This is a genomic window from Halorubrum distributum JCM 13561, from assembly GCF_000337395.1.
GTDB classification, from domain to species: domain Archaea; phylum Halobacteriota; class Halobacteria; order Halobacteriales; family Haloferacaceae; genus Halorubrum; species Halorubrum distributum.
Window position 1 is genome coordinate 89,944 of record NZ_AOJF01000022.1, and the last position, 17,446, is coordinate 107,389.

Annotated in this window: 18 protein-coding genes; 6 read left to right on the forward strand and 12 right to left on the reverse strand. The window is 71.8% G+C overall.

Annotation, left to right across the window (positions count from 1 at the left end):
- Positions 1 to 21: 21 nt before the first annotated feature.
- A complete protein-coding gene (locus tag C470_RS01955; protein WP_008364871.1) occupies positions 22 to 837 on the reverse strand; it encodes a hypothetical protein in 816 nt (271 codons plus the stop codon).
- 92 nt (positions 838 to 929) lie between these two features.
- Positions 930 to 2,279: an adenylosuccinate synthase gene (locus tag C470_RS01960; protein ID WP_007344579.1), complete on the reverse strand. Its 1,350-nt coding sequence runs from the start codon at positions 2,277 to 2,279 to the stop codon at positions 930 to 932.
- Between the two features lie 293 nt (positions 2,280 to 2,572).
- On the opposite strand from C470_RS01960, the gene C470_RS01965 reads away from it, so the two are divergent.
- Complete coding sequence (locus C470_RS01965; protein WP_004595838.1) at positions 2,573 to 2,878, forward strand: hypothetical protein; 306 nt, start codon at positions 2,573 to 2,575, stop codon at positions 2,876 to 2,878.
- An 81-nt stretch (positions 2,879 to 2,959) separates the two neighbouring features.
- Here the strand turns inward: C470_RS01965 and C470_RS01970 are convergent, their stop codons facing one another.
- Together C470_RS01970 and C470_RS01975 are read right to left on the reverse strand one after the other, a co-directional pair.
- Entirely contained in the window at positions 2,960 to 5,245 is a 2,286-nt protein-coding gene (locus tag C470_RS01970; RefSeq protein WP_008364875.1) for a DUF7527 domain-containing protein, read from the reverse strand.
- 157 nt (positions 5,246 to 5,402) lie between these two features.
- Entirely contained in the window at positions 5,403 to 5,876 is a 474-nt protein-coding gene (locus tag C470_RS01975; RefSeq protein ID WP_004595840.1) for an NUDIX hydrolase, read from the reverse strand.
- Between the two features lie 125 nt (positions 5,877 to 6,001).
- Between C470_RS01975 and C470_RS01980 the strand changes: the two genes are divergently transcribed.
- Entirely contained in the window at positions 6,002 to 6,490 is a 489-nt protein-coding gene (locus tag C470_RS01980; protein WP_008364878.1) for a cupin domain-containing protein, read from the forward strand.
- Positions 6,491 to 6,540: 50 nt separating this feature from the next.
- Here C470_RS01980 and C470_RS01985 read toward each other — a convergent pair whose 3' ends face one another.
- Both C470_RS01985 and C470_RS01990 read right to left on the reverse strand, forming a co-directional pair.
- Positions 6,541 to 7,518: a transcription initiation factor IIB gene (locus C470_RS01985; RefSeq protein ID WP_008364880.1), complete on the reverse strand. Its 978-nt coding sequence runs from the start codon at positions 7,516 to 7,518 to the stop codon at positions 6,541 to 6,543.
- Positions 7,519 to 7,788: 270 nt separating this feature from the next.
- On the reverse strand, positions 7,789 to 8,445 hold the full coding sequence (locus C470_RS01990; protein ID WP_008364882.1) for a hypothetical protein: 657 nt from the start codon (positions 8,443 to 8,445) through the stop codon (positions 7,789 to 7,791).
- Between the two features lie 124 nt (positions 8,446 to 8,569).
- Here C470_RS01990 and C470_RS01995 point away from each other — a divergent pair, with 124 nt between their 5' ends.
- Positions 8,570 to 9,757, forward strand: a complete 1,188-nt coding sequence (locus C470_RS01995; RefSeq protein ID WP_008364883.1) for a M24 family metallopeptidase — start codon at positions 8,570 to 8,572, stop codon at positions 9,755 to 9,757.
- 102 nt (positions 9,758 to 9,859) lie between these two features.
- A complete protein-coding gene (locus C470_RS02000; protein ID WP_004595846.1) occupies positions 9,860 to 11,053 on the forward strand; it encodes an MFS transporter in 1,194 nt (397 codons plus the stop codon).
- Positions 11,054 to 11,094: 41 nt separating this feature from the next.
- Here C470_RS02000 and C470_RS02005 read toward each other — a convergent pair whose 3' ends face one another.
- Positions 11,095 to 11,331 (reverse strand): hypothetical protein, encoded by a 237-nt coding sequence (locus C470_RS02005; RefSeq protein WP_004595847.1) that lies wholly within the window; start codon positions 11,329 to 11,331, stop codon positions 11,095 to 11,097.
- A 69-nt stretch (positions 11,332 to 11,400) separates the two neighbouring features.
- On the opposite strand from C470_RS02005, the gene C470_RS02010 reads away from it, so the two are divergent.
- The gene (locus C470_RS02010; protein ID WP_008364886.1) at positions 11,401 to 11,787 is read left to right on the forward strand and encodes a hypothetical protein; all 387 of its coding nucleotides are present in this window, start codon (positions 11,401 to 11,403) and stop codon (positions 11,785 to 11,787) included.
- Between the two features lie 75 nt (positions 11,788 to 11,862).
- Positions 11,863 to 12,522, forward strand: coding sequence for a hypothetical protein (locus C470_RS02015; protein WP_008364888.1), 660 nt, complete (start codon positions 11,863 to 11,865; stop codon positions 12,520 to 12,522).
- Between the two features lie 16 nt (positions 12,523 to 12,538).
- On the opposite strand, the gene C470_RS02020 is transcribed toward C470_RS02015, so the two are convergent.
- The 5 genes from C470_RS02020 to C470_RS02040 form a co-directional block, all read right to left on the reverse strand.
- On the reverse strand, positions 12,539 to 13,141 hold the full coding sequence (locus C470_RS02020; RefSeq protein ID WP_007993375.1) for a CDP-alcohol phosphatidyltransferase family protein: 603 nt from the start codon (positions 13,139 to 13,141) through the stop codon (positions 12,539 to 12,541).
- Between the two features lie 26 nt (positions 13,142 to 13,167).
- Positions 13,168 to 13,743 (reverse strand): adenylate kinase family protein, encoded by a 576-nt coding sequence (locus tag C470_RS02025; RefSeq protein ID WP_008364890.1) that lies wholly within the window; start codon positions 13,741 to 13,743, stop codon positions 13,168 to 13,170.
- A complete protein-coding gene (gene hisC, locus C470_RS02030; RefSeq protein ID WP_049908514.1) occupies positions 13,740 to 14,834 on the reverse strand; it encodes a histidinol-phosphate transaminase in 1,095 nt (364 codons plus the stop codon). Before hisC ends, C470_RS02025 begins: the two co-directional genes overlap by 4 nt.
- Positions 14,835 to 14,909: 75 nt before the next feature.
- Entirely contained in the window at positions 14,910 to 16,442 is a 1,533-nt protein-coding gene (locus C470_RS02035; RefSeq protein WP_008364893.1) for an HflX-like GTP-binding protein, read from the reverse strand.
- Between the two features lie 252 nt (positions 16,443 to 16,694).
- Positions 16,695 to 17,438, reverse strand: a complete 744-nt coding sequence (locus C470_RS02040; protein WP_004595854.1) for a fumarylacetoacetate hydrolase family protein — start codon at positions 17,436 to 17,438, stop codon at positions 16,695 to 16,697.
- Positions 17,439 to 17,446: the final 8 nt, after the last annotated feature.

Below are 17,446 nucleotides of genomic sequence, written 5' to 3' on the forward strand. Positions count from 1 at the left end.
CCGGTTCACCCCGTCGGTTACTCATTCCACCGTCTCCACGTCGGCCATCTCGGCGACCTTCAGCGCCGTCGCGACGTTGAACGCGAGGCCGAGCGGCGCGGCGACGACCGCTGCGAGCAGGGCGCCGGCAGGCCCCGCATGTGTCAGGAGGCTCAGCGGGACCGAACAGAGCGCCGTGACGACCGCGACGGAGAGGAAGAAGCCGATCGGCTTGTGCTCTCCCACGAGGTCGCGCGCCCGGAGCGCCGCGGACCGGATGTCGCGGTCCTCCAACACGAGGACGTAGGCAGTCGGAAAGAACAGGTACGAAAGCACCAGCGCCGCGAGGATCGCGACCACGAACAGCGGCGGAACGACGAGAAGCGGGAGGAACACCGCCGCCAGCGCGACGATGACGATCGCCTCCAGAAGTATCATCCGGACGCCGAACCGCCGCACGCCCGCGGCGAAGTCGAATCGACCGGTGGTGATGCCCTCGGCGATGGCGCCGAAGTAACCCGCGCTCAGTGCGCCCGACACGATCACGTACGCGCCGAGCAGCGGCACGAAGAGCAGCACCGGCTCCAGCGTCCCGAACGGGAGCGACACCGACAGCCCGCCCCCGGTCGGCGACTCGATGAAGCTCCAGAGGTCGTACCGGTAGACGGGGAACGACGCCCGGATCGAGATCCCGTTCGTCCGCGACGCCGCGAACAGGTCGCTGACCTTCAACAGGGCGGTCGCGAGCGGGACGAGCGCGAGCGGGAGCAGCCGGGAGAGGTGCGCGAACGTGCGTTCGACGATCGGTTCCGGGGCCGGCGGCGCGTCGGCTGACGGACCGGCGGAGGGCTCGGCCATGCCCGGGGGATCGCGTTCGACCGTGAAAAGCGTCCGCCGTCCGCGCTACTCGCCCGCACGCCGCGGTCGGCTCCGGAACCCTCGGCGCGACCCTACTCGTCGAACGGGTTCGTCAGCTCGACCGTCTCCTCGCGGTCGGGACCGACGCCGACGGCGTAGACCGGGGTGTCGATCTCGTCGGCGAGGAACTCCAAGTACTCGCGTGCGGCCTCGGGCAGCGCGTCGTAGCCCGCCTCTGCGACCGCCGAGGAATCGAACTCCTCCCAGGTGTCGAGCGTCTCGTAGATCGGCTCGCAGCGCTCCCACCGGTCGGTGGTGGTGGGGACGGTGTCGAGCGTCTCTCCATCCAGCTCGTACCCCGTACACACCTTCAGCTCGTCGAGCCCGGCCAGCACGTCGACGTGGTTGACCGCGACGCCCGTGAAGCCGGAGACGCGCGCGGAGTGCCGGAGCATCGGGAGATCGAGCCAGCCGATCCGGCGCGGGCGACCGGTGACGGTGCCGAACTCGCCGCCCCTCTCGCGGATCTCGTCGGCGAGCGCCTCCTCGTCGGCGTCGCCGTCGAGCTCGGTCGGGAGCGGCCCCTCGCCGACGCGCGAGAGGTACGCCTTCACGATGCCCACGACATCGCCGTCGCCGACGGTCGTGACGCCGACGCCGGAGCCGACCGCCGCGGCGCCCGCCGTCGGGTTCGAGGAGGTGACGAACGGGTAGTTGCCGTGGTCGACGTCGATGTGGGTCCCCTGCGCCCCCTCGAACACGATCGCGTCGCCCGCCTCGTGGCGGCGGTGGAGGTAGTCGGAGCAGTTGACGGTCATCCCCTCGTCGGCGAGGCGCTCGCCGATCGCGGCGAACTCCTCGTGGAGCGCGTCGACGTCGAACGCCTCGGCGCGGTCGTCGTCGAGGTCGAGCCCGTACACGTCCTCGACGAGTGCGCGCTTCTGCGGCACGGCGTACTCGAGCTTCTCGCGGAGCGCGTCGGGGTCGAGCAGGTCCGCGACCCGGATCCCGCGGCGGCCGGCCTTGTCCTCGTACGTCGGGCCGATGCCGCGCCCGGTCGTGCCGACCTCGTCGCCGGCGTCGTCGTCGGCCTTGACCTCCTCTTCGATCCCGTCCAGCACGCGGTGGTACGGCATGATGACGTGCGCGCGGCGGGCGACGCGTACGTCGGGGTCGAGCCCTCGCTCGCGCAGGTCGTCTATCTCGGTGAACAGCGTGCGCGGGTTGACGACGCAGCCGTTGCCGAGGATGCCGACGGTCCCCCGGACCGCGCCGCTGGGAACGAGAGAGAGCTTGTACTCCGCGCCGCCTTCGACGACGGTGTGGCCGGCGTTGTCGCCGCCCTGATAACGGACTACGACGTCCGCGTCCCCTCCCCACCGGTCGACGAGCGCGCCCTTGCCCTCGTCGCCGAGCTGGGAGCCGACGATGGTGAGTGTCATACGACCTGCCGATTCCCCGCGGGGGGTAAAACCGATTACGGTCTCCGACCGCGAGACCGGCACAGACGTGGATCAGAAAATACGCCCGATACTGTGAATACGCTCGTTCGTGTATTCTCTCGAGATCGCTCCGGGACGCCTCCCTCGCGCGCTATCCCGTGCGTACGCTCTCCGTCTGCCGTGCCGCGATCGAACACGTTAACTACTGCCACGTCAAAGCGTGCGATCTGACGAGGCCTCCCCGGCCGCCGACAGCAACTTTTAAACGGGGGCATGACGAGTTAACATGTGCCATGATAGATCGATTAGAGAAGGAGGTAGACATGCTGGAACGCCACCTCCAAGTCCTGCGGATGGTCATCGAGAACGAGCCGATCGGCATCGTGAAGATGTCGAACGAGACCGGTTACCCGCACCACAAGGTCCGGTACTCGCTGCGCGTCCTCGAGGAGGAGAACCTCATCGAGCCGTCCAGCCAGGGCGCGATCACCACGGAGCGCACCCACGAGTTCGTCGACGAACTCGACGAGAAGCTCGACGAGACCGTCGAGAAGCTCGGCTCCATGCGGATCGACGACGCCGCAGAACTCGAGAACTGACCGCGCTTTCGATTTCGCCCGCCGGCGCATCTGCCGCGTTTCTGCGCTCCCGGTAGCCGCTCCGACAGCGCCCCGTGACGGTTACAGGTCCGGGACCGTCATGTGGAACCCGCCGTCGCGCGCCTCGACGAGACACAGGTGGTACCCCTGCTTGCGCGAGAGCTTCACGAAGCTCGCTCGCTTCGACCGGCTGAACAGGCCGCCGCCGACCGCGTCGCTCGCGGTCTCTAAGGCGCCCGGCTCGAAGAAGCTCTCCGTCACCGCGAACGCCCCGGCGAACGTCTCGTTCGACGCCGCGATGTCGCGCCCGTTCTCGACGAGCGACTCCAGGGTTCCCTCGGGCGTCGGATCCCGGCTGTCGTTCAGGTCGGCGACGAACAGCGGGTGGCCCATCCGGTCGCGCAACACGAGGTCGAACGACCGCTGCTCGCGCACCTCCTCGCCGCCCTCGCGGAGTTCGATCGACACCGTCCCGCCGATCTCGGCGCGATCGATCTCCGGGAGGGCGTCGTAGAGGTCGCGGAGCGTCCCCTCGTTGCCGGTGCCGCGGACCTCGAACGGGAGGTCCTCGACGAGCCAGCGGGTGAAGCCGTACTCGATGGTGTCCTCGAGGAACTCCGCGAACGGCCTGCCGTCCACCGCGAGGCCGTCCGTCTCGAAGCTCGTGTGGTGCTCGACCCGGAGGTTCTCGCGGAGCGCCTCGCGGTCGGCGCTCCCCTCGTGGGCGTCCGCCAGCGTCGCGCCCTCCTTCGAGTCGTACCTGATGAACAGGTTCGTCCCGTTGCGCGCCTCTGCGGCCGTGAGCGTCCGCTCCGCGTCCGGGAGGCGCTCCTTCGCGTTCGAGAGCTCGCGGCGGAGCCGGTCGCGCTCCTCCCGGAGGTCCTCGGCCTCGGACTCGAGCCGTTCGACCTCGTCGGCCAGCTCGTCGCGCTCCGACTCGACCTCGTCGCGCTCGGCCGCCAGGCGGTCGCGTTCGTCCGCGAGCGACTGCCGCTCCGTCTCCGTCTCCTCTAAGGCCGCCTCGAGCTTCCGGACCCGATCGGGGTCGGCGTCGCCCCGCGCGTCGCGCCCGTCGCGCTTCGACACCGCAGACGGCGCCGACGCCGTCTCGGTGGAGCGCGGCGACGGCGACCCGCCGTTCGCGTTCGACCCGCCCCGCTCCGCCCGGCCGCGGTCGTCGCCCGAGCGGGAGCGCTGCGAAGCGGCTTCGCGGCGCTCCTCGGCGCTCCGGGGCTCCCCGCCCGCCTCGGAGGGGTCGAGCGCCGGGATCGACTTCTGTTCCCGCCACTCGGCCTCCTCCGAGAAGACGTCCTCGGAGTCCGGCGCGTCGGCGGCGGCGTTCGCGTCGGCGGCGTTCGCGTCGCCCGGTTCCCCGGTTTCGGCCCCCGGAGCGGACGCTCCGTCGGACCCGGTCGACGACCGGCGCGCGCGGCCCGTCACGGCCGAACCGTCGGTGTCTCGCTCGGCCGACTCGGCGTCGCCGATCCGGACCTCGTCGGGCGTCGGCCCGTCGGCCCCGGCGGCGTCGCCGCTCGCACCGACCCCTTCGCTCGGATCGACCTCGTCGCGGTCGTCCGCGGCCGATTTCGCGTTGACGCCCGCCGACTCGTCGCTTCGGCCCGCGGCGGCCGCCCCGTCGTCAGGGCCGGCGCTCGCGTCGAGGTCGACGGCGCTCGTCGGACCGCCGTCGTCCCCGTCCGGCTCCGGCTCGACGTCTCCCCCGCCGTCCGCCGGCTCGTCGGTCGGTTCCTCGTCCGCGTCGGCCGCGCCGTCGGAACCGGCGGTGTCGGTGGGGCCGACCGCGGCGCTCGACACGCCCGCGTCGTCGCCGTCCGGGAGCGGGCGGACGTCGAGGTCGACCTCGTATACCGTGTAGATGCCGACCTCGTCGGCGGCGAGGTCGAACGCGTCGTCGCCCGTCTCCAGTCGCCTCGCGTTGCCGACGTACGCGGCCGCCACCGACTCGCCGCCCGTGTAGGCGACGTAGTAGTCGCCGGAGAGGACGTTCTCCGACAGCTCGATGTAGCCGGTGAACCCGCCCTGTGAGAGCTTCTGGTCCGCCTCTCGCAGGGGCGTGTCCTTGGTGTAGTACTTCGCTCGCGGCTCGCCGTCCAGCTCCTGCATCGCGAAGAGCACTGGGAGCGCTTCGTCCGGGGCCCGGTAGACGGTCCCGGAGGCGTCGGCGAAGGCGTCGAGCGTGGCGTCGACCACGCCGACGACGCGCCCGTCGACGAGGAAGATCCACCCGGTCCCGTCGGTCGCCGCGCCGGAGAACCCGTCGTCGACGATCCGGCCGAGCCCCGCGAACCCGTCGGAGAACGAGCGGTCGTCCCACTCGGCGATCGCCTCCCGTCGCTGTGCGTCCATCCTTGCGTTTACGTCGCCAACACCGACCCAAATACCTTCCGGAGCGTGAGACGGCCGTCTGACGCCGCGGATCGCGGTTCGAACCGGTCGACTGCGGTGGCGCGCCCGGAGCCGGTCTCCCCCGACCGGGATCGGCGCACCTGGCCGCCCGTTCCGGTCAGCGCTCGTCGACCGCGGCGATCGCCTCTCGGCCGAGGTCGACGACGTCGTCCGGGAGGTCGCTCGCCGCCAGCTCGGCGGGCGTGTACCAGCGCCAGCGCGCCGGGTCGACCTCGTCGTCGCCGTCGGGGGCGATCTGCCGGGAGTCGACGCGAGCGTAGTAGAGGTGGTCGACGTGCTGGTGGCCCACCGACCCGTCCTCGTGGACGTTGATGTCGTGGAGCATGAGGTGGGCGGGCTCCGGGAGCCCGCGGGTGTTCGGCCCGGTAATCGGTGACTCCGTCGCGACGAGCTCCGGGGTCAACCCCGTCTCCTCGCGGACCTCGCGGCGCGCGGCCTCGTGCGGGAGCTCGTCGCGGTCGACGTGGCCGCCTGGGGGGAGCTTGATTCCGAGCCGCTCGTGGTCGTGAAGCGCGGTCGCCCCGTCGTGGACGATGTACGTCGTCGCCGTGAAGTGGCGAGTCGTCTCCATACGGTCGGGTGGCGACGCGCCGCCTTCGCGGTTTCGGCTCCCGACCGCGCCGGGCCGAAGGGCCGGGCGGCGGCCGCTCCCTCGGGGACGCGAACGACTTTGCCGTTCCCGCATAACGGTAGTCCATGCCACCAGTCAACGCGGACGACCTGTCGTGGACGACGCCCGACGCGGACGACGCCGCCTGGCGGCGGAAGCAACTGGCCGAGGCGGCGGGCGGCGACGCCCTCGGCTGTAGCCTCTACGAGCTGCCGGCGGGGGAGCGCTCGTGGCCGTACCACTACCACGCGGCCAACGAGGAGGCGCTGTACGTCCTCGCGGGCGAGGGGACGCTGCGGCTGGACGACGAGACGCACCCGCTTCGACCGGGGGAGTACGCCGCGTTCCCCGCCGACGCCTCGGGCGCGCACCGGGTCGTCAACGACGGCGACGAGACCCTGCGCTACCTCGTCGTCTCGACGATGCGCGAGCCCGACGTGACCATGTACCCGGACTCGGAGAAGTTCGGCGTGTACGTGGGCTCGCCGCCGGGGGGCCGCGAGGAGCGGTCGCTGTCGGGGTACTACCGGACCGGCGACGACGTACACTACTGGGACGGCGAAGACGGCGATTGAAAACGGAAGCGGCCTCCGGACGCCGCGACCCTCGGACGCGGAGCGACGCGTCAGTTCAGCGCGACCGAGTCCTCGGCCTCGAGGAGCTCGTGGTACCGGTTCCGGATGGTGACCTCGCTGATGTTCGCGACCTCGCTGACCTCGCTCTGAGTCACCTTCTCGTTGACGAGCAGCGAGGCGGCGTAGACGGCGGCCGCGGCGAGCCCCACCGGCGACTTGCCGGAGTGGATCCCCTGTTCCTTCGCCGTGTCGAGCAGGCTGCGGGCGCGGCGCTCGGCCTCGTCGGAGAGGCCGAGGTCGGAGGCGAACCGCGGGACGTAGCTCTCGGGGTCGGCGGGCTGGATCTCCAGCTTCAGCTCGCGGACGACGTAGCGGTACGTCCGCGCGATCTCGTCCTTCTCGACCCGCGAGACGCCGGCGATCTCGTCGAGGCTGCGGGGCGTCCCCGCCTGTCGGGCCGCGGCGTACAGGGAGGCCGTCGAGACGCCCTCGATGGAGCGGCCGGGGAGCAGGTCCTCGTCGAGCGCGCGGCGGTAGATGACGGAGGCGGTCTCGCGGACGTTGTCCGGGAGGCCGAGGGCGCTGGCCATGCGGTCGATCTCGCCGAGCGCCTGCTTGAGGTTGCGCTCTTTCGAGTCGCGGGTGCGGAACCGCTCGTTCCACGTGCGCAGCCGCTGCATCTTCTCGCGCTGGCGGCTGGACAGCGACTTGCCGTAGGCGTCTTTGTCCTGCCAGCCGATGTTCGTCGAGAGCCCCTTGTCGTGCATCATGTTCGTCGTCGGGGCCCCGACGCGCGACTTGCTGTCCTTCTCCTTGGAGTCGAACGCGCGCCACTCCGGCCCGCGGTCGATCTCGTCCTCTTCGACGACGAGCCCGCAGTCGACGCAGACGGTCTCGCCGTGTTCCGTGTCGGTCGCGAGCTGGCCGCCGCACTCGGGGCACCGCAGCTCCTCTGCTTCGTTCTCCGACTCGGTCTCGCTCTCGTCGTCGACGTCCTCGGTCGTGTACGTTCGAAGGTTCTCGCTCATTGGTTTGGTGCGTGGAGGGAACAACGAAACCGAGAGACGGTTCTCGGTGTTTTCCTCACCTTCGGGTAAGTGACCGACGCACTTAAATGTTCGCGTGTGTGGCGTCGCAGGAGCACGGTCGAAAACGGCGTGTACAACCCTGTAGAATTCGGATTTTGCGACGGTGGGAACGAACCCCGGTCGAGAGCGAAGACGACGGCGGCGGAACGGGAGTTAGTATATATGCGTTTCGCGGGGGCCGGGCGGCGCTCGGGGCGACCGATCCCTCCGTCAATCGCCGACCGTGGCCGCCGCGAACGCGCCGGCGAGGTAGCCGAGGACGACGTTCAGGCCGGTCACCACCGCGAGGGTAACGGCGAGGTCGGGACCGGCGGTGACGCCGGCCGCCGCCGACACCGGGATCCCGTCGGCGTCGGAGATCGGTACCCTCCCGTCGGCCGCGTGGCGCGTGAGCGGCACGCGGGAGACCGCCCGCAGCGCAAGCATCGCCGGGAGGTAGCCCAGCGTCGCGCCCACCCCGGTCACGGCGCCGGCGAGCAGGTCGTCGATACCGAGGTACCGGACGGCGGTCGCGGCGCCGAGACCGAACGTGAGGGGAACGAGACGGAGCGGCCACAGCGCGGCGTCCGACTGTATCAGCGGGTGCCCGAAAGTGACGAGGTTCGACAGCCCGTGGCCCGTCCGGGTCCGGATCCAGTGCGCGTCGAAGAGGAACCAGATCGACCCTTCGAGCGCGGAGATCGGTCCGCCGACCATCCAGTGGGCGACGTCCGAGTCCCCCGGCGACACGCCGGCGACCGCGAGTCCGACCCGGGTGAGCGCCAGTCCGAGCAGCGCCGCGCCGGCCCCGCAGGCGACGGCGACCGGCAGCCAGCGAGGCGGGAGATTGAGGAGCGAACGGAGGGTAGTATTATCCTCAGGCGACATTGCAACGCCCGCATTCCGACGTGAGCCGTATATGCCTTGTCTCGCGCCGGCCTCGAAGGGCCCTCCTCGTTCGGCCGGTTCCGCGAGGACAACCGCTTTGAGCGTCGCCCGAGCAGGGAGAAGTGTGAACCGAACCCGACTCGACGACCACTTGGCCGACCTCGATGCGGACGGCTACCTGCTCGACGCCTCGCAGGAGGACGCAAACCAGCTGTACCTCTCCGGGTTCACCGGGCCCGACCCGTTCCTCACGCTGTACGCCGACGGCGAGGTCCACCTCCTCGTCAGCGGGCTGGAGTACGGCCGCGCGCAGACCGAGGCGACGGCCGACACGGTGGAGCGCCACGCCGACTACGACTACGAGTACGGCGGCCGCGAGGAGCGAACCGACATGTACGCCGCGTTCCTCCGCGACAAGGGCGTCGAGTCCGTCTCGATGCCGCCGCGCGGCCCGGTCGGCACCGCCGACGCCCTCCGCGAGCGGGGTATCGAGGTGGCCGTCGACGCCGACGACCGGCTCCAGGCGGTCCGCGCGGTGAAGACCGACGAGGAGATCGACGCGATCCGGGACGCCCAGAAGGCGAACGAGGCGGCGATGCGCGCCGCAGAGGACCTGATCGCCGGCGCCGACGTGGCCGGGGAGGACGTCCCGGCGGACGGCGACGTCGAGCGCGGCGTCCTGCTTCACGAGGGCGAGCCGCTCACCAGCGAGCGCGTGACCGAGGAGATCGAGGTGACGCTGCTGCGCCACGGCTGCGCGCTCGACGAGACGATCGTCGCCGGCGGCGCGCAGGCCGCGGACCCGCACGACCGCGGCTCGGGCCCGCTCCGGGCGAACGAGGCGATCATCGTCGACATCTTCCCGCGCTCGAAGGCGACGAAGTACAACGCCGACATGACGCGGACGTTCTGCGTCGGCGAGCCGAGCGAGACCCTCCGCGAGTGGTACGACCTCACTGAGCGCGCGCTGGAGGCGGCGCTCGACGCGGTCGAGCCGGGCGCCACGGGCGAGGAGGTCCACGCCGCCGCCTGCGAGGTGTACGAGGAGGCCGGCGAACCCACCTTCCGGACCGACCCGGAAACGGAGACGGGGTTCATCCACTCGACCGGGCACGGCATCGGCCTCGACGTCCACGAGTCGCCCCGGCTCGCGAGCGGCGGGGAGGAGTTGGAGCCCGGCCACGTGATCACCGTCGAGCCCGGCCTCTACGACCCCGCGGTCGGCGGCGTCCGGATCGAGGACCTCGTCGTCGTCACCGAGGACGGCTGCGAGAACCTCACCGACTATCCGATCCGGTTCGCGGCGGAGTGAGTCCCCGCTCCGGTCGACCGACGGGCCCTGACCCCCCGTGGGAGCGAGCGAGTCCCCGGCCCGTCTGACCGCGATCGGAAGCCGCTTTGACCCGTACCGGGAATGCCGACCGTGAACTGGCGGTACGAACACACGGTGCTCGCGCTCTGTACGCTCGCGTTCACCGGCACGATGGTGGCGCGGCTCGTCGTCAGCCCGCTCGTTCCGGAGATCACGACGCAGTTCGACGTGACCAACGGCACCGTCGGGCTCGCGCTCAGCGGAATGTGGCTCACCTACGCGCTGGCGCAGTTCCCCTCCGGCGTCCTCGGCGACCGCTACGGCGAGCGCCGCGTCATCCTCGCCGCGGTCGGCGCAACCGCCGTCGCGTCGGTGCTGCTCGCCGCCTCGCCCTCGATCCTCGCGTTCGGGCTGTTCGCGGCCGTGCTCGGCGTGGGCGCCGGGCTCCACTACTCGGTCGCGACGACGTTCCTCACGCGGCAGTTCGACGACACCGGCCGCGCCATCGGCGTTCACGTCGCCGGCGGCCCGCTCGCGGGGCTCGCCGCGCCGCCCGCCGCCGCGCTCGTCGGGTCGCGGCACGGCTGGCGCGCCGGCGTCCTCCTCGGCGCCGCCGTCGCGGTCCCCGTGTTCGTCCTGTTCGCGTGGCGGGTCCGGCCGACAGAGCCCCTGCGCCCCGACCAGCCGATGGGCGAGCGGTTCGCGCTCGGCCCGCTCGCCGAACTGCTCTCGCGGCGGGAAATCCTCTACACGACCGCGCTGGCGACGATGGGCGCGTTCACGTGGCAGGCGACCGCCTCGTTTCTGCCCACGTTCCTGGAGGTCGGGACCGGCCTGTCGAGCGCGCTCTCAGCGCTTTTATTCTCCGTGTACTTCCTCGTCCACGGCGGCACCCAGCCGGTGACCGGCTCGGTGTCCGACCGGATCGGCCGCGACGCCACCGCGATGGTGACGATGGGCGCCGGCGTCGTCGGCTACGGGACGCTGGTCGCGGCCGCGGCGTTTGACCTCGGGCTGCCGGTCACGGTCGGGGCCGTTGGCCTCGTCGGCCTCGCGATGTCGTGGGGCGCGCCGGTCCAGTCGCGGTTCATGGACCTGCTGTCCGACGCCGAGCGCGGCGCCGGCTTCGGGCTCGTCCGGACCGCGTACATGGTGACGGGCGCCTCCGGCAGCGTCGTCGTCGGCGCCGTCTCCGACGCCGCGGGGTGGCCCGTCGCCTTCGGACTGCTCGCCTGCGTGATGGCGCTCGGGCTGGCGACGCTGTCGGCGAACCGGCTGCTCGGGCTGGGGTACTGAGTCTGGGGTGGGTTAAAAGGAGCGCAGCAGAGCCCGAGTGTTCAGAGCCGGTCGTCTTCGATGCTGCCCGGGTCCTCCGCGGTGTCGAACATGTTGTTCTCGGCGCCGTCGAGCATCTCGTCGCGGGGCTCGTCGTCGACGACGCTCACGTTGTACGCCTCGATGCCGGACGCGATGAGGTCCTCCGCGGCCTGCTCCTCGGAGACGAACTCCTCGTCCGCCAGCTGCTGAAACTCCGCGTACACGTCGTCCGAGAGGTTCAGCTCGAATGTGGGCATACCCCTCGTTCCGACCGGACGCTTTTAAATCGTTCCCTCGTTGCGGCACGTGTCCGGAGCTCCCTGTCCATGAACGACGGCGACGAAACGGTGATCGAAGCGTACGACGACGGCCTGCGGGTCGTTCGCGAGGAACGCGTGCGACCCGACGCGTACCACGTCGACGGCCCCGACGGGCGGATCGCGTCGTTCGAGATCCCGGCGGCGGCTCGGCTGTACGCCGACCTGTACGCGGTCACCGGAGGATTCGACGAGAAGGAGACCGGCAGGCGGGGCGTCCCGCCGACGATCGCTCGCGCCGACGAGGAGGTGCGAATGACCTACCTCGCGGTCCGGTTCTCGTTGCCCTACGCCGCGCGAGCGTTCGGGGTCGACGAGTCGGCCGCTCGCGAGGCCGTCGACAGCGTTCACGCCCGGGCGGCGGAGCTGCGCTCGCGGGATGGCGGGAACGGCTGAGGGCCGCTCGCCGGCGACGGCGTCCCGAACATCTGCGGGGTCAGGAGTACCCCGGCGGGCCGCCACGGTACGCACATGCCCAGTTTCCCGTCTCCCTTCGGCTCCGACGACGAGGACCTGTTCGACGGCTACGACGAGTTCGTCGCGGACGACCTCCCGCGGCCGGGCGAGTTCCTCGACGGCCACGACGTGCTCACGGGGGCGGACCACCTCGCCTTCCACCGGCTCACCCGCGACTGCTTCGAGGAGCGGAAGGTGTACGACATGACGTTCAACTACAACCTCGCGCGGCTCAACCTCGACACGCGACACGGGAACGCCGGGTTCCGCTACGCCGTCGAGCGCGGCGACGCCGCGGCTGCCGCCGACGCCGTCGCCCCCGCTGTCGTCGACGGGGACGCCTTCGACGACGGCGACTGCGACCGCGTCCTCCGCGCGGAGTTCACGCCGACCACGCCGTTCTGCCCGCAGACGCACACGCTGACTATCGGGGCCTTCCGCGCGTGGAACGGCCTCTCCGACCGCCACGAGTACGATCTCGTCCGGGTCCGCGCGGCCCCGATGCACAACCAGAGCGAGGCGGTGAACGACCGGCTCGCGGAGTTGGAGGCGGCGTACCTCGAAACGGGCGACGTAGAGACCGAAGCGGAGGAGGACGCCGGGATGGGATCGAACCCGATGACCGGGACGGGAGAAGCGAGCGCGCGGAGCCCCTCGACAGACGCGCCGTTCTGAGGGACGACCCCGCCGATCACAGGTCGCGCCAGGCGCCGAGGAACCGCTGGACCGCCGTGAGGTGGCCGACGACGGCGAACAGCGCGAGCAGCAGGCCGACGACGTTCAGCCCGGCGGCGATCGGCGCGGAGTAGACCGCGGCGGCGACACCGACGATCCCGGCGAGCGCGAGCCGGTCGGCCCGGCCGAGGAGCCCGCCGTACTCGCGGCCGATGCCGACCGCCTGGATCTGCGTGCCGAGGTAGGAGGTGAGGAGGACGCCCGTGACGGCGGCGAAGCCGAGCGCGTACGCCTCGACGCCGGCCGTGAACCCCGCGATGATCGCCACGTCGGCGTAGCGGTCGAGGACGTGGTCGAGGAAGTCGCCGCCGTCGGAGGCGACTCCCTGATGTCGCGCGAGCGCCCCGTCGACCACGTCGAGCCAGCCGTTGAGGAGGACGAGGAGGGCACCGGCGGCGTAGAGCGGGCTCGACCCCGCGGCGAAGGCGACGGCGGCCGCGACGGCGACGAGGAACGCGATCACGCTCACTTGGTCGGGCGAGAGGCCGAGCCTGTCGGCCGCCGACACCCACGGCCCGAGGAGGCGGTCCGCGACGGAGCGGTACTGGTCGAGGGTCATCTACCGTCCCGAGGGTCGCGGCCGGCTCATATATAATCGATGAAGTCCACGGTGCCGGCGCTCGGCTCCCGCTCGCCCTCGATCGCCGCGCGGATCGCGTCGGCGACCGCCTCGGGGTCGCGGTCGGTCGCGTCGACCTCGTAGACGTCCTCGACGCCGTGCTCGGCGACCGCCTCCGAGAGGATCACGTCGAGCGCCTCGCTTTCCGCGTTTTCGGCGGCCGTCTCGGGCGACTCGCCTCGCGTTTCGAGCCGGGACTCGATCGTCTCCGGGCGACACCGCAACACGACCACGCGGTCGACGTCGAACCGGTGCGCGAGGTGGGAGTCGAGGACGCCGCTCCAGTCGCCGAGGTCCTCGCGGACCGCGTCGAGGTCGGCGACGAGCGTGTCGCGGTCGTCGTCGCGCTCGGTCCAGAGGCCGTCGTCGGACTTGATCCGGTCGTTGAGGTGGATCACGTCGTACTCGCCTTCGAGCAGCGCCGTCGCGGTCGACTTTCCGGTTCCGGGGGTGCCCGTGACCGCGACGCGGTCGGCGCGGCCGCGGTCGGCACTTTCGGCGGCGTCGGCGTCCGCCGCGGGCTCGGCGTCGCCGTCGCTCACGCGCTGACACCGAGTTCGAGGTCCGCCAGCGTCTCGTTGAGCAAGGCGACCGCCTCGCGGGTCTCCTCGCGGGTGCCCGTCGATACCCGGACGTGCTCCGGGAGCCCGAACGAGGTGCAGTCGCGGACGATCACTCCGCGCTCCTGAGCCGCCTCGGCGACGCGCTCGCCGTCTCCGACCGCGGCGAGGACGAAGTTGCCCGCGGAGTCGACGGTGGGCGCGTCGAGCTCGCTCGCGATGTACTCGCGGGCCCAGCGGGCGGACTCGACCGACCGCTGGACGTGCTCGTCGTCGTCCAACGCGGCGAGCGCGGCGCGACAGGCCAGCTCGTTGGCCGCGAACGGCGTGTTGACGCGGGCGTACGCCTCGCCCCACGCCTCGGGGACGACGCTGTACCCGATCCGGAGCCCCGCGAGCCCGTACGCCTTCGAGAAGGTGCGGAGGACCGCCACGTCGTCGCGCTCGTCGACGAGCGGGATCGCGCTGTCGACGGCGGCGAACTCGCCGTACGCCTCGTCGACGACGACGAGCGTCTCCTCGGCGGTCGCGTCCGCGATCGCCTCGATCTCGTCGAGGGGCATGGTCGAGCCGGAGGGGTTGTGCGGGGAGGTGACGTAGACGATCCGCTCGCCGCCGTAGGCGCTTAGGACGGTCTCCGCGTCCTGCGCGAAGCCGTCGGCCGGGGAGAGCTCGTACTCCGTCACCTCGCCGTGGTGGTACCGCGAGGACATCGCGTAGTAGGCGAAGCCGGGGCTCGGCACCAGCACCTCGTCGCCCGGCTCCAGCGCGGCCCGCGAGAGGTAGTCGATCGAGCCGTCGGCGCCCGGCGACACCCACACCTGCTCGTCGTCGACGCCCCACTTCGCCGCGATCTTCGCGGTGAGGTCCGTGTGCGAGGACTTCGGGTACTGGTGGACGCGGTCGGCGTGCTCGCGGATCGCCTCGACGGCCGCCGGGCTCGGGCCGTGCGGGTTCTCGTTCGAGGAGAGCTTGATGAGGTCGTCGGGGTCGAGCCCGCGCTCGCGGGCGACCTCCTCGACGCCCCGCCCGGGCACGTACGGCGAGTGATCGGAGAGATCCCGTGGTTGCATGCCCGGTGGTCGGGGACCGGCGGGCTTAAGCGTGGTCTTGGCGGTCGAGGGCTCGCGACGGGGTCGCCCCGCGATTCACGACGACGGGGCGTCCGCGAACCGCCGCTCGGCCTCGGCGACCACGTCGGGGCGCCCCCCGAGCTCGACGACGACGGTCTCGCTCCCGTAGTCGACGTCCGCGACCACGCCGCGGTCGTACGCCCACGAGAGCGCGGCCTGCGCGGCGCCGCCGTTGGGCGCCTCGGCCGTCGCGGTCGCCGTCGGCAGCGCGTCGGCCACCGCGTCCGCGAGGTCGGCGAGCCCGGTCTCGTCGCGGACGCTGACCGGGATCGGCGAGCGGAGCGCGTCGACGACGGGGGCGTCCCGCGGGTCCAAGTCGGCGACCGCGCCCTCGTAGGCCTCGACCGCCGCCGCGAGCCCGTCTGCCCCGACCTCATCAGCCTTCGACAGCACGGGGATCACGGGACCGTCGGTCGCCTCGATCGCCGACAGCGACGCCGTGAGCTTCCGGCGCAGGGCCGCCGGCTCGTCGCTCGCGTCGACGACGAGGAGCGCGCAGTCGGCCGCCCGGATCGCGTCGATCGTCGTCCGGAACGAGCGCACCGCCTCGTGGGGGAGCCCGTCGAGGAAGCCGACGGTGTCGGTGACGAGCGCTCGCCGCCCGCCGACCGTCGCCCGGCGCGTCGTCGTCGAGAGCGTCTCGAACGGCCGGTCCGCGACCGCGAGCGGGCCGTCACGGTCCGCCGGGTCGCCCTCACCCTCGTCGGCGTCGGCGCGGCGGACGTCGGCGCGGCGGACGTCGCCACCCCCGGCCTCGTCCCCGAACTCGGGGTCGTCGACCTCGTCGGCGAGCCGGCGAGCCAGCGTCGACTTCCCGGCGTTGGTGTACCCCGCGAGCGCGACGAGGTCGAACCCGGCGTCGCGGCGCTCCGCCCGTCGGGCCGCCCGGTCGTCGGCGATCTCGCCGAGCGCGCGCTCCGCGGATTCGATCCGCTTCTCGACGTCGAGCACGCGGCTGTCGCCCTCCGGCTGGAGGCGGACATCCTCGCTCGCGTCGCGGGCGACCGCCTCCCGGAGCCGGGGGAGCTCGTACCGTAACCGCGCCAGCTCGAGCTGGCGGTCGGCCGCGCGCGAGTCGGCGGCGTCGGCGAACAGCTCCAACACGAGGCGCGGGCGGTCGATCACCGCGGTCCCGGGCGGCAGCAGGTCGCCCAGCGAGAACGTCTGTCCCGGCGACAGTCCCCTGTCGTAGATCACCGCCTCGGCGCCCGCGTCGGCCGCGAGCCGCATCAGCTCCTCGGCCTTCCCGCGACCGAGGTCGTAGGTCGGGTCCTCGCGGCGCCGCTGGGTGACCTCGCCGACGACCGCGTAGCCGGCCGCGGCGGCGAGCTCCCGGATCTCCGCCGTGTCCGGCGGCTCACCCTCGGACCGGGCCGCGACGACGGCGGGGGTCGCGTCCGGGGCGGCGGGGTCGATGAGGGAGGAGTCGGCGTCGTGGGCGTCGGCGTTGTCGGCGTCGGCGTGGGCGTCGGCGTTGTCGGCGTCGGCGTGGGCGTCGGTTTCGATCGATTCGGCGGTCGCGTTCGTCGTGGCGTCGTCTCGTGACATTCGGTCGGGCGCTCGCGTCGGCCCGGAGAGGGGAGCGTCTCGCGCTCCAGTCGCGGCTCTGCGGCGCGGGCGACGGCCCCCGCCTCGCGGAGCGGGGCGGCCGCGTCGCGCCGCGGCGATGCCGTCATGAACCGGCGACGAACGAACTGGTCTCCATACTTCCGACTCCCGGGGCTCGCACATAAGCGTTCACCGGAAACGAGGTGTGGTACCGAACCGCAAAAACGGGGAGGCGGCCGAACGGCGCGCCGCTCAGGGGATCCGCACGTCGTGTTCCAGCGTGCCGACGCCCTCGACTTCCACCTCGACGGTGTCCCCGTCGGAGAGGGCGCCGACGCCCTCCGGGGTGCCCGTCGCGATGACGTCGCCGGGTTCGAGCGTGAGGTACGTCGTGATCTCCTCGATCAGCGTCGGCACGTCGAAGATCATGTGCTCGCGGTCGCTCGACTGCTTCGTCTCGCCGTTGACGCGGAGTTCGACGCTCGCGTCGGCGGGAACCTCGTCGGGCGTCGCGAGGACCGGGCCGAGCGGCGCGGCGCCGTCGAACGCCTTCCCGCGCACCCAGTTCTGCTCGCGGTTCTGGTCGTCGCGGTTCGACACGTCGTTCATGCAGGTGAACCCCGCGACGACGTCCATCGCGTCCGCGGCGTCGACCGACTTACACTGCTCGCCGATCACGACCGCGAACTCCGCCTCCCAGTCGATCCGCTCTTTTCCGGCCGGGACGGTCACGGTGTCGCCGTGGCTCGCCACCGCGTTCGGCGGCTTCAAGAAGAGCAGCGGGCGGTCCGGCACGTCGTTGCCGAGTTCGGCGGCGTGGTCGGCGTAGTTGCGCCCGATACAGACGATCTTCGACGGGTCGGTCGGCGCGAGCACGTCGATCGCGGGGTCCGAGAGCGCGTACTCCTCGCCGCCGAAGGCGACCGTGTCGGTCGCCGGGTCGTACTCGCCCTCGCGGATCGATCCGGCCGGGTCGCGGAACCGTGCCTGGTACATACGCGAGC

Excerpts from the sequence above, each read along its gene's own strand:
- C470_RS01955 (WP_008364871.1), bottom strand. The coding sequence starts at position 837 with ATGGCCGAGCCCTCCGCCGGTCCGTCAGCCGACGCGCCGCCGGCCCCG.
- C470_RS01960 (WP_007344579.1), bottom strand. The coding sequence starts at position 2,279 with ATGACACTCACCATCGTCGGCTCCCAGCTCGGCGACGAGGGCAAGGGC.
- C470_RS01965 (WP_004595838.1), top strand. The coding sequence starts at position 2,573 with ATGATAGATCGATTAGAGAAGGAGGTAGACATGCTGGAACGCCACCTC.
- C470_RS01970 (WP_008364875.1), bottom strand. The coding sequence starts at position 5,245 with ATGGACGCACAGCGACGGGAGGCGATCGCCGAGTGGGACGACCGCTCG.
- C470_RS01975 (WP_004595840.1), bottom strand. The coding sequence starts at position 5,876 with ATGGAGACGACTCGCCACTTCACGGCGACGACGTACATCGTCCACGAC.
- C470_RS01980 (WP_008364878.1), top strand. The coding sequence starts at position 6,002 with ATGCCACCAGTCAACGCGGACGACCTGTCGTGGACGACGCCCGACGCG.
- C470_RS01985 (WP_008364880.1), bottom strand. The coding sequence starts at position 7,518 with ATGAGCGAGAACCTTCGAACGTACACGACCGAGGACGTCGACGACGAG.
- C470_RS01990 (WP_008364882.1), bottom strand. The coding sequence starts at position 8,445 with ATGTCGCCTGAGGATAATACTACCCTCCGTTCGCTCCTCAATCTCCCG.
- C470_RS02000 (WP_004595846.1), top strand. The coding sequence starts at position 9,860 with ATGCCGACCGTGAACTGGCGGTACGAACACACGGTGCTCGCGCTCTGT.
- C470_RS02005 (WP_004595847.1), bottom strand. The coding sequence starts at position 11,331 with ATGCCCACATTCGAGCTGAACCTCTCGGACGACGTGTACGCGGAGTTT.
- C470_RS02010 (WP_008364886.1), top strand. The coding sequence starts at position 11,401 with ATGAACGACGGCGACGAAACGGTGATCGAAGCGTACGACGACGGCCTG.
- C470_RS02015 (WP_008364888.1), top strand. The coding sequence starts at position 11,863 with ATGCCCAGTTTCCCGTCTCCCTTCGGCTCCGACGACGAGGACCTGTTC.
- C470_RS02020 (WP_007993375.1), bottom strand. The coding sequence starts at position 13,141 with ATGACCCTCGACCAGTACCGCTCCGTCGCGGACCGCCTCCTCGGGCCG.
- hisC (WP_049908514.1), bottom strand. The coding sequence starts at position 14,834 with ATGCAACCACGGGATCTCTCCGATCACTCGCCGTACGTGCCCGGGCGG.
- C470_RS02035 (WP_008364893.1), bottom strand. The coding sequence starts at position 16,442 with ATGTCACGAGACGACGCCACGACGAACGCGACCGCCGAATCGATCGAA.
- C470_RS02040 (WP_004595854.1), bottom strand. The coding sequence starts at position 17,438 with ATGTACCAGGCACGGTTCCGCGACCCGGCCGGATCGATCCGCGAGGGC.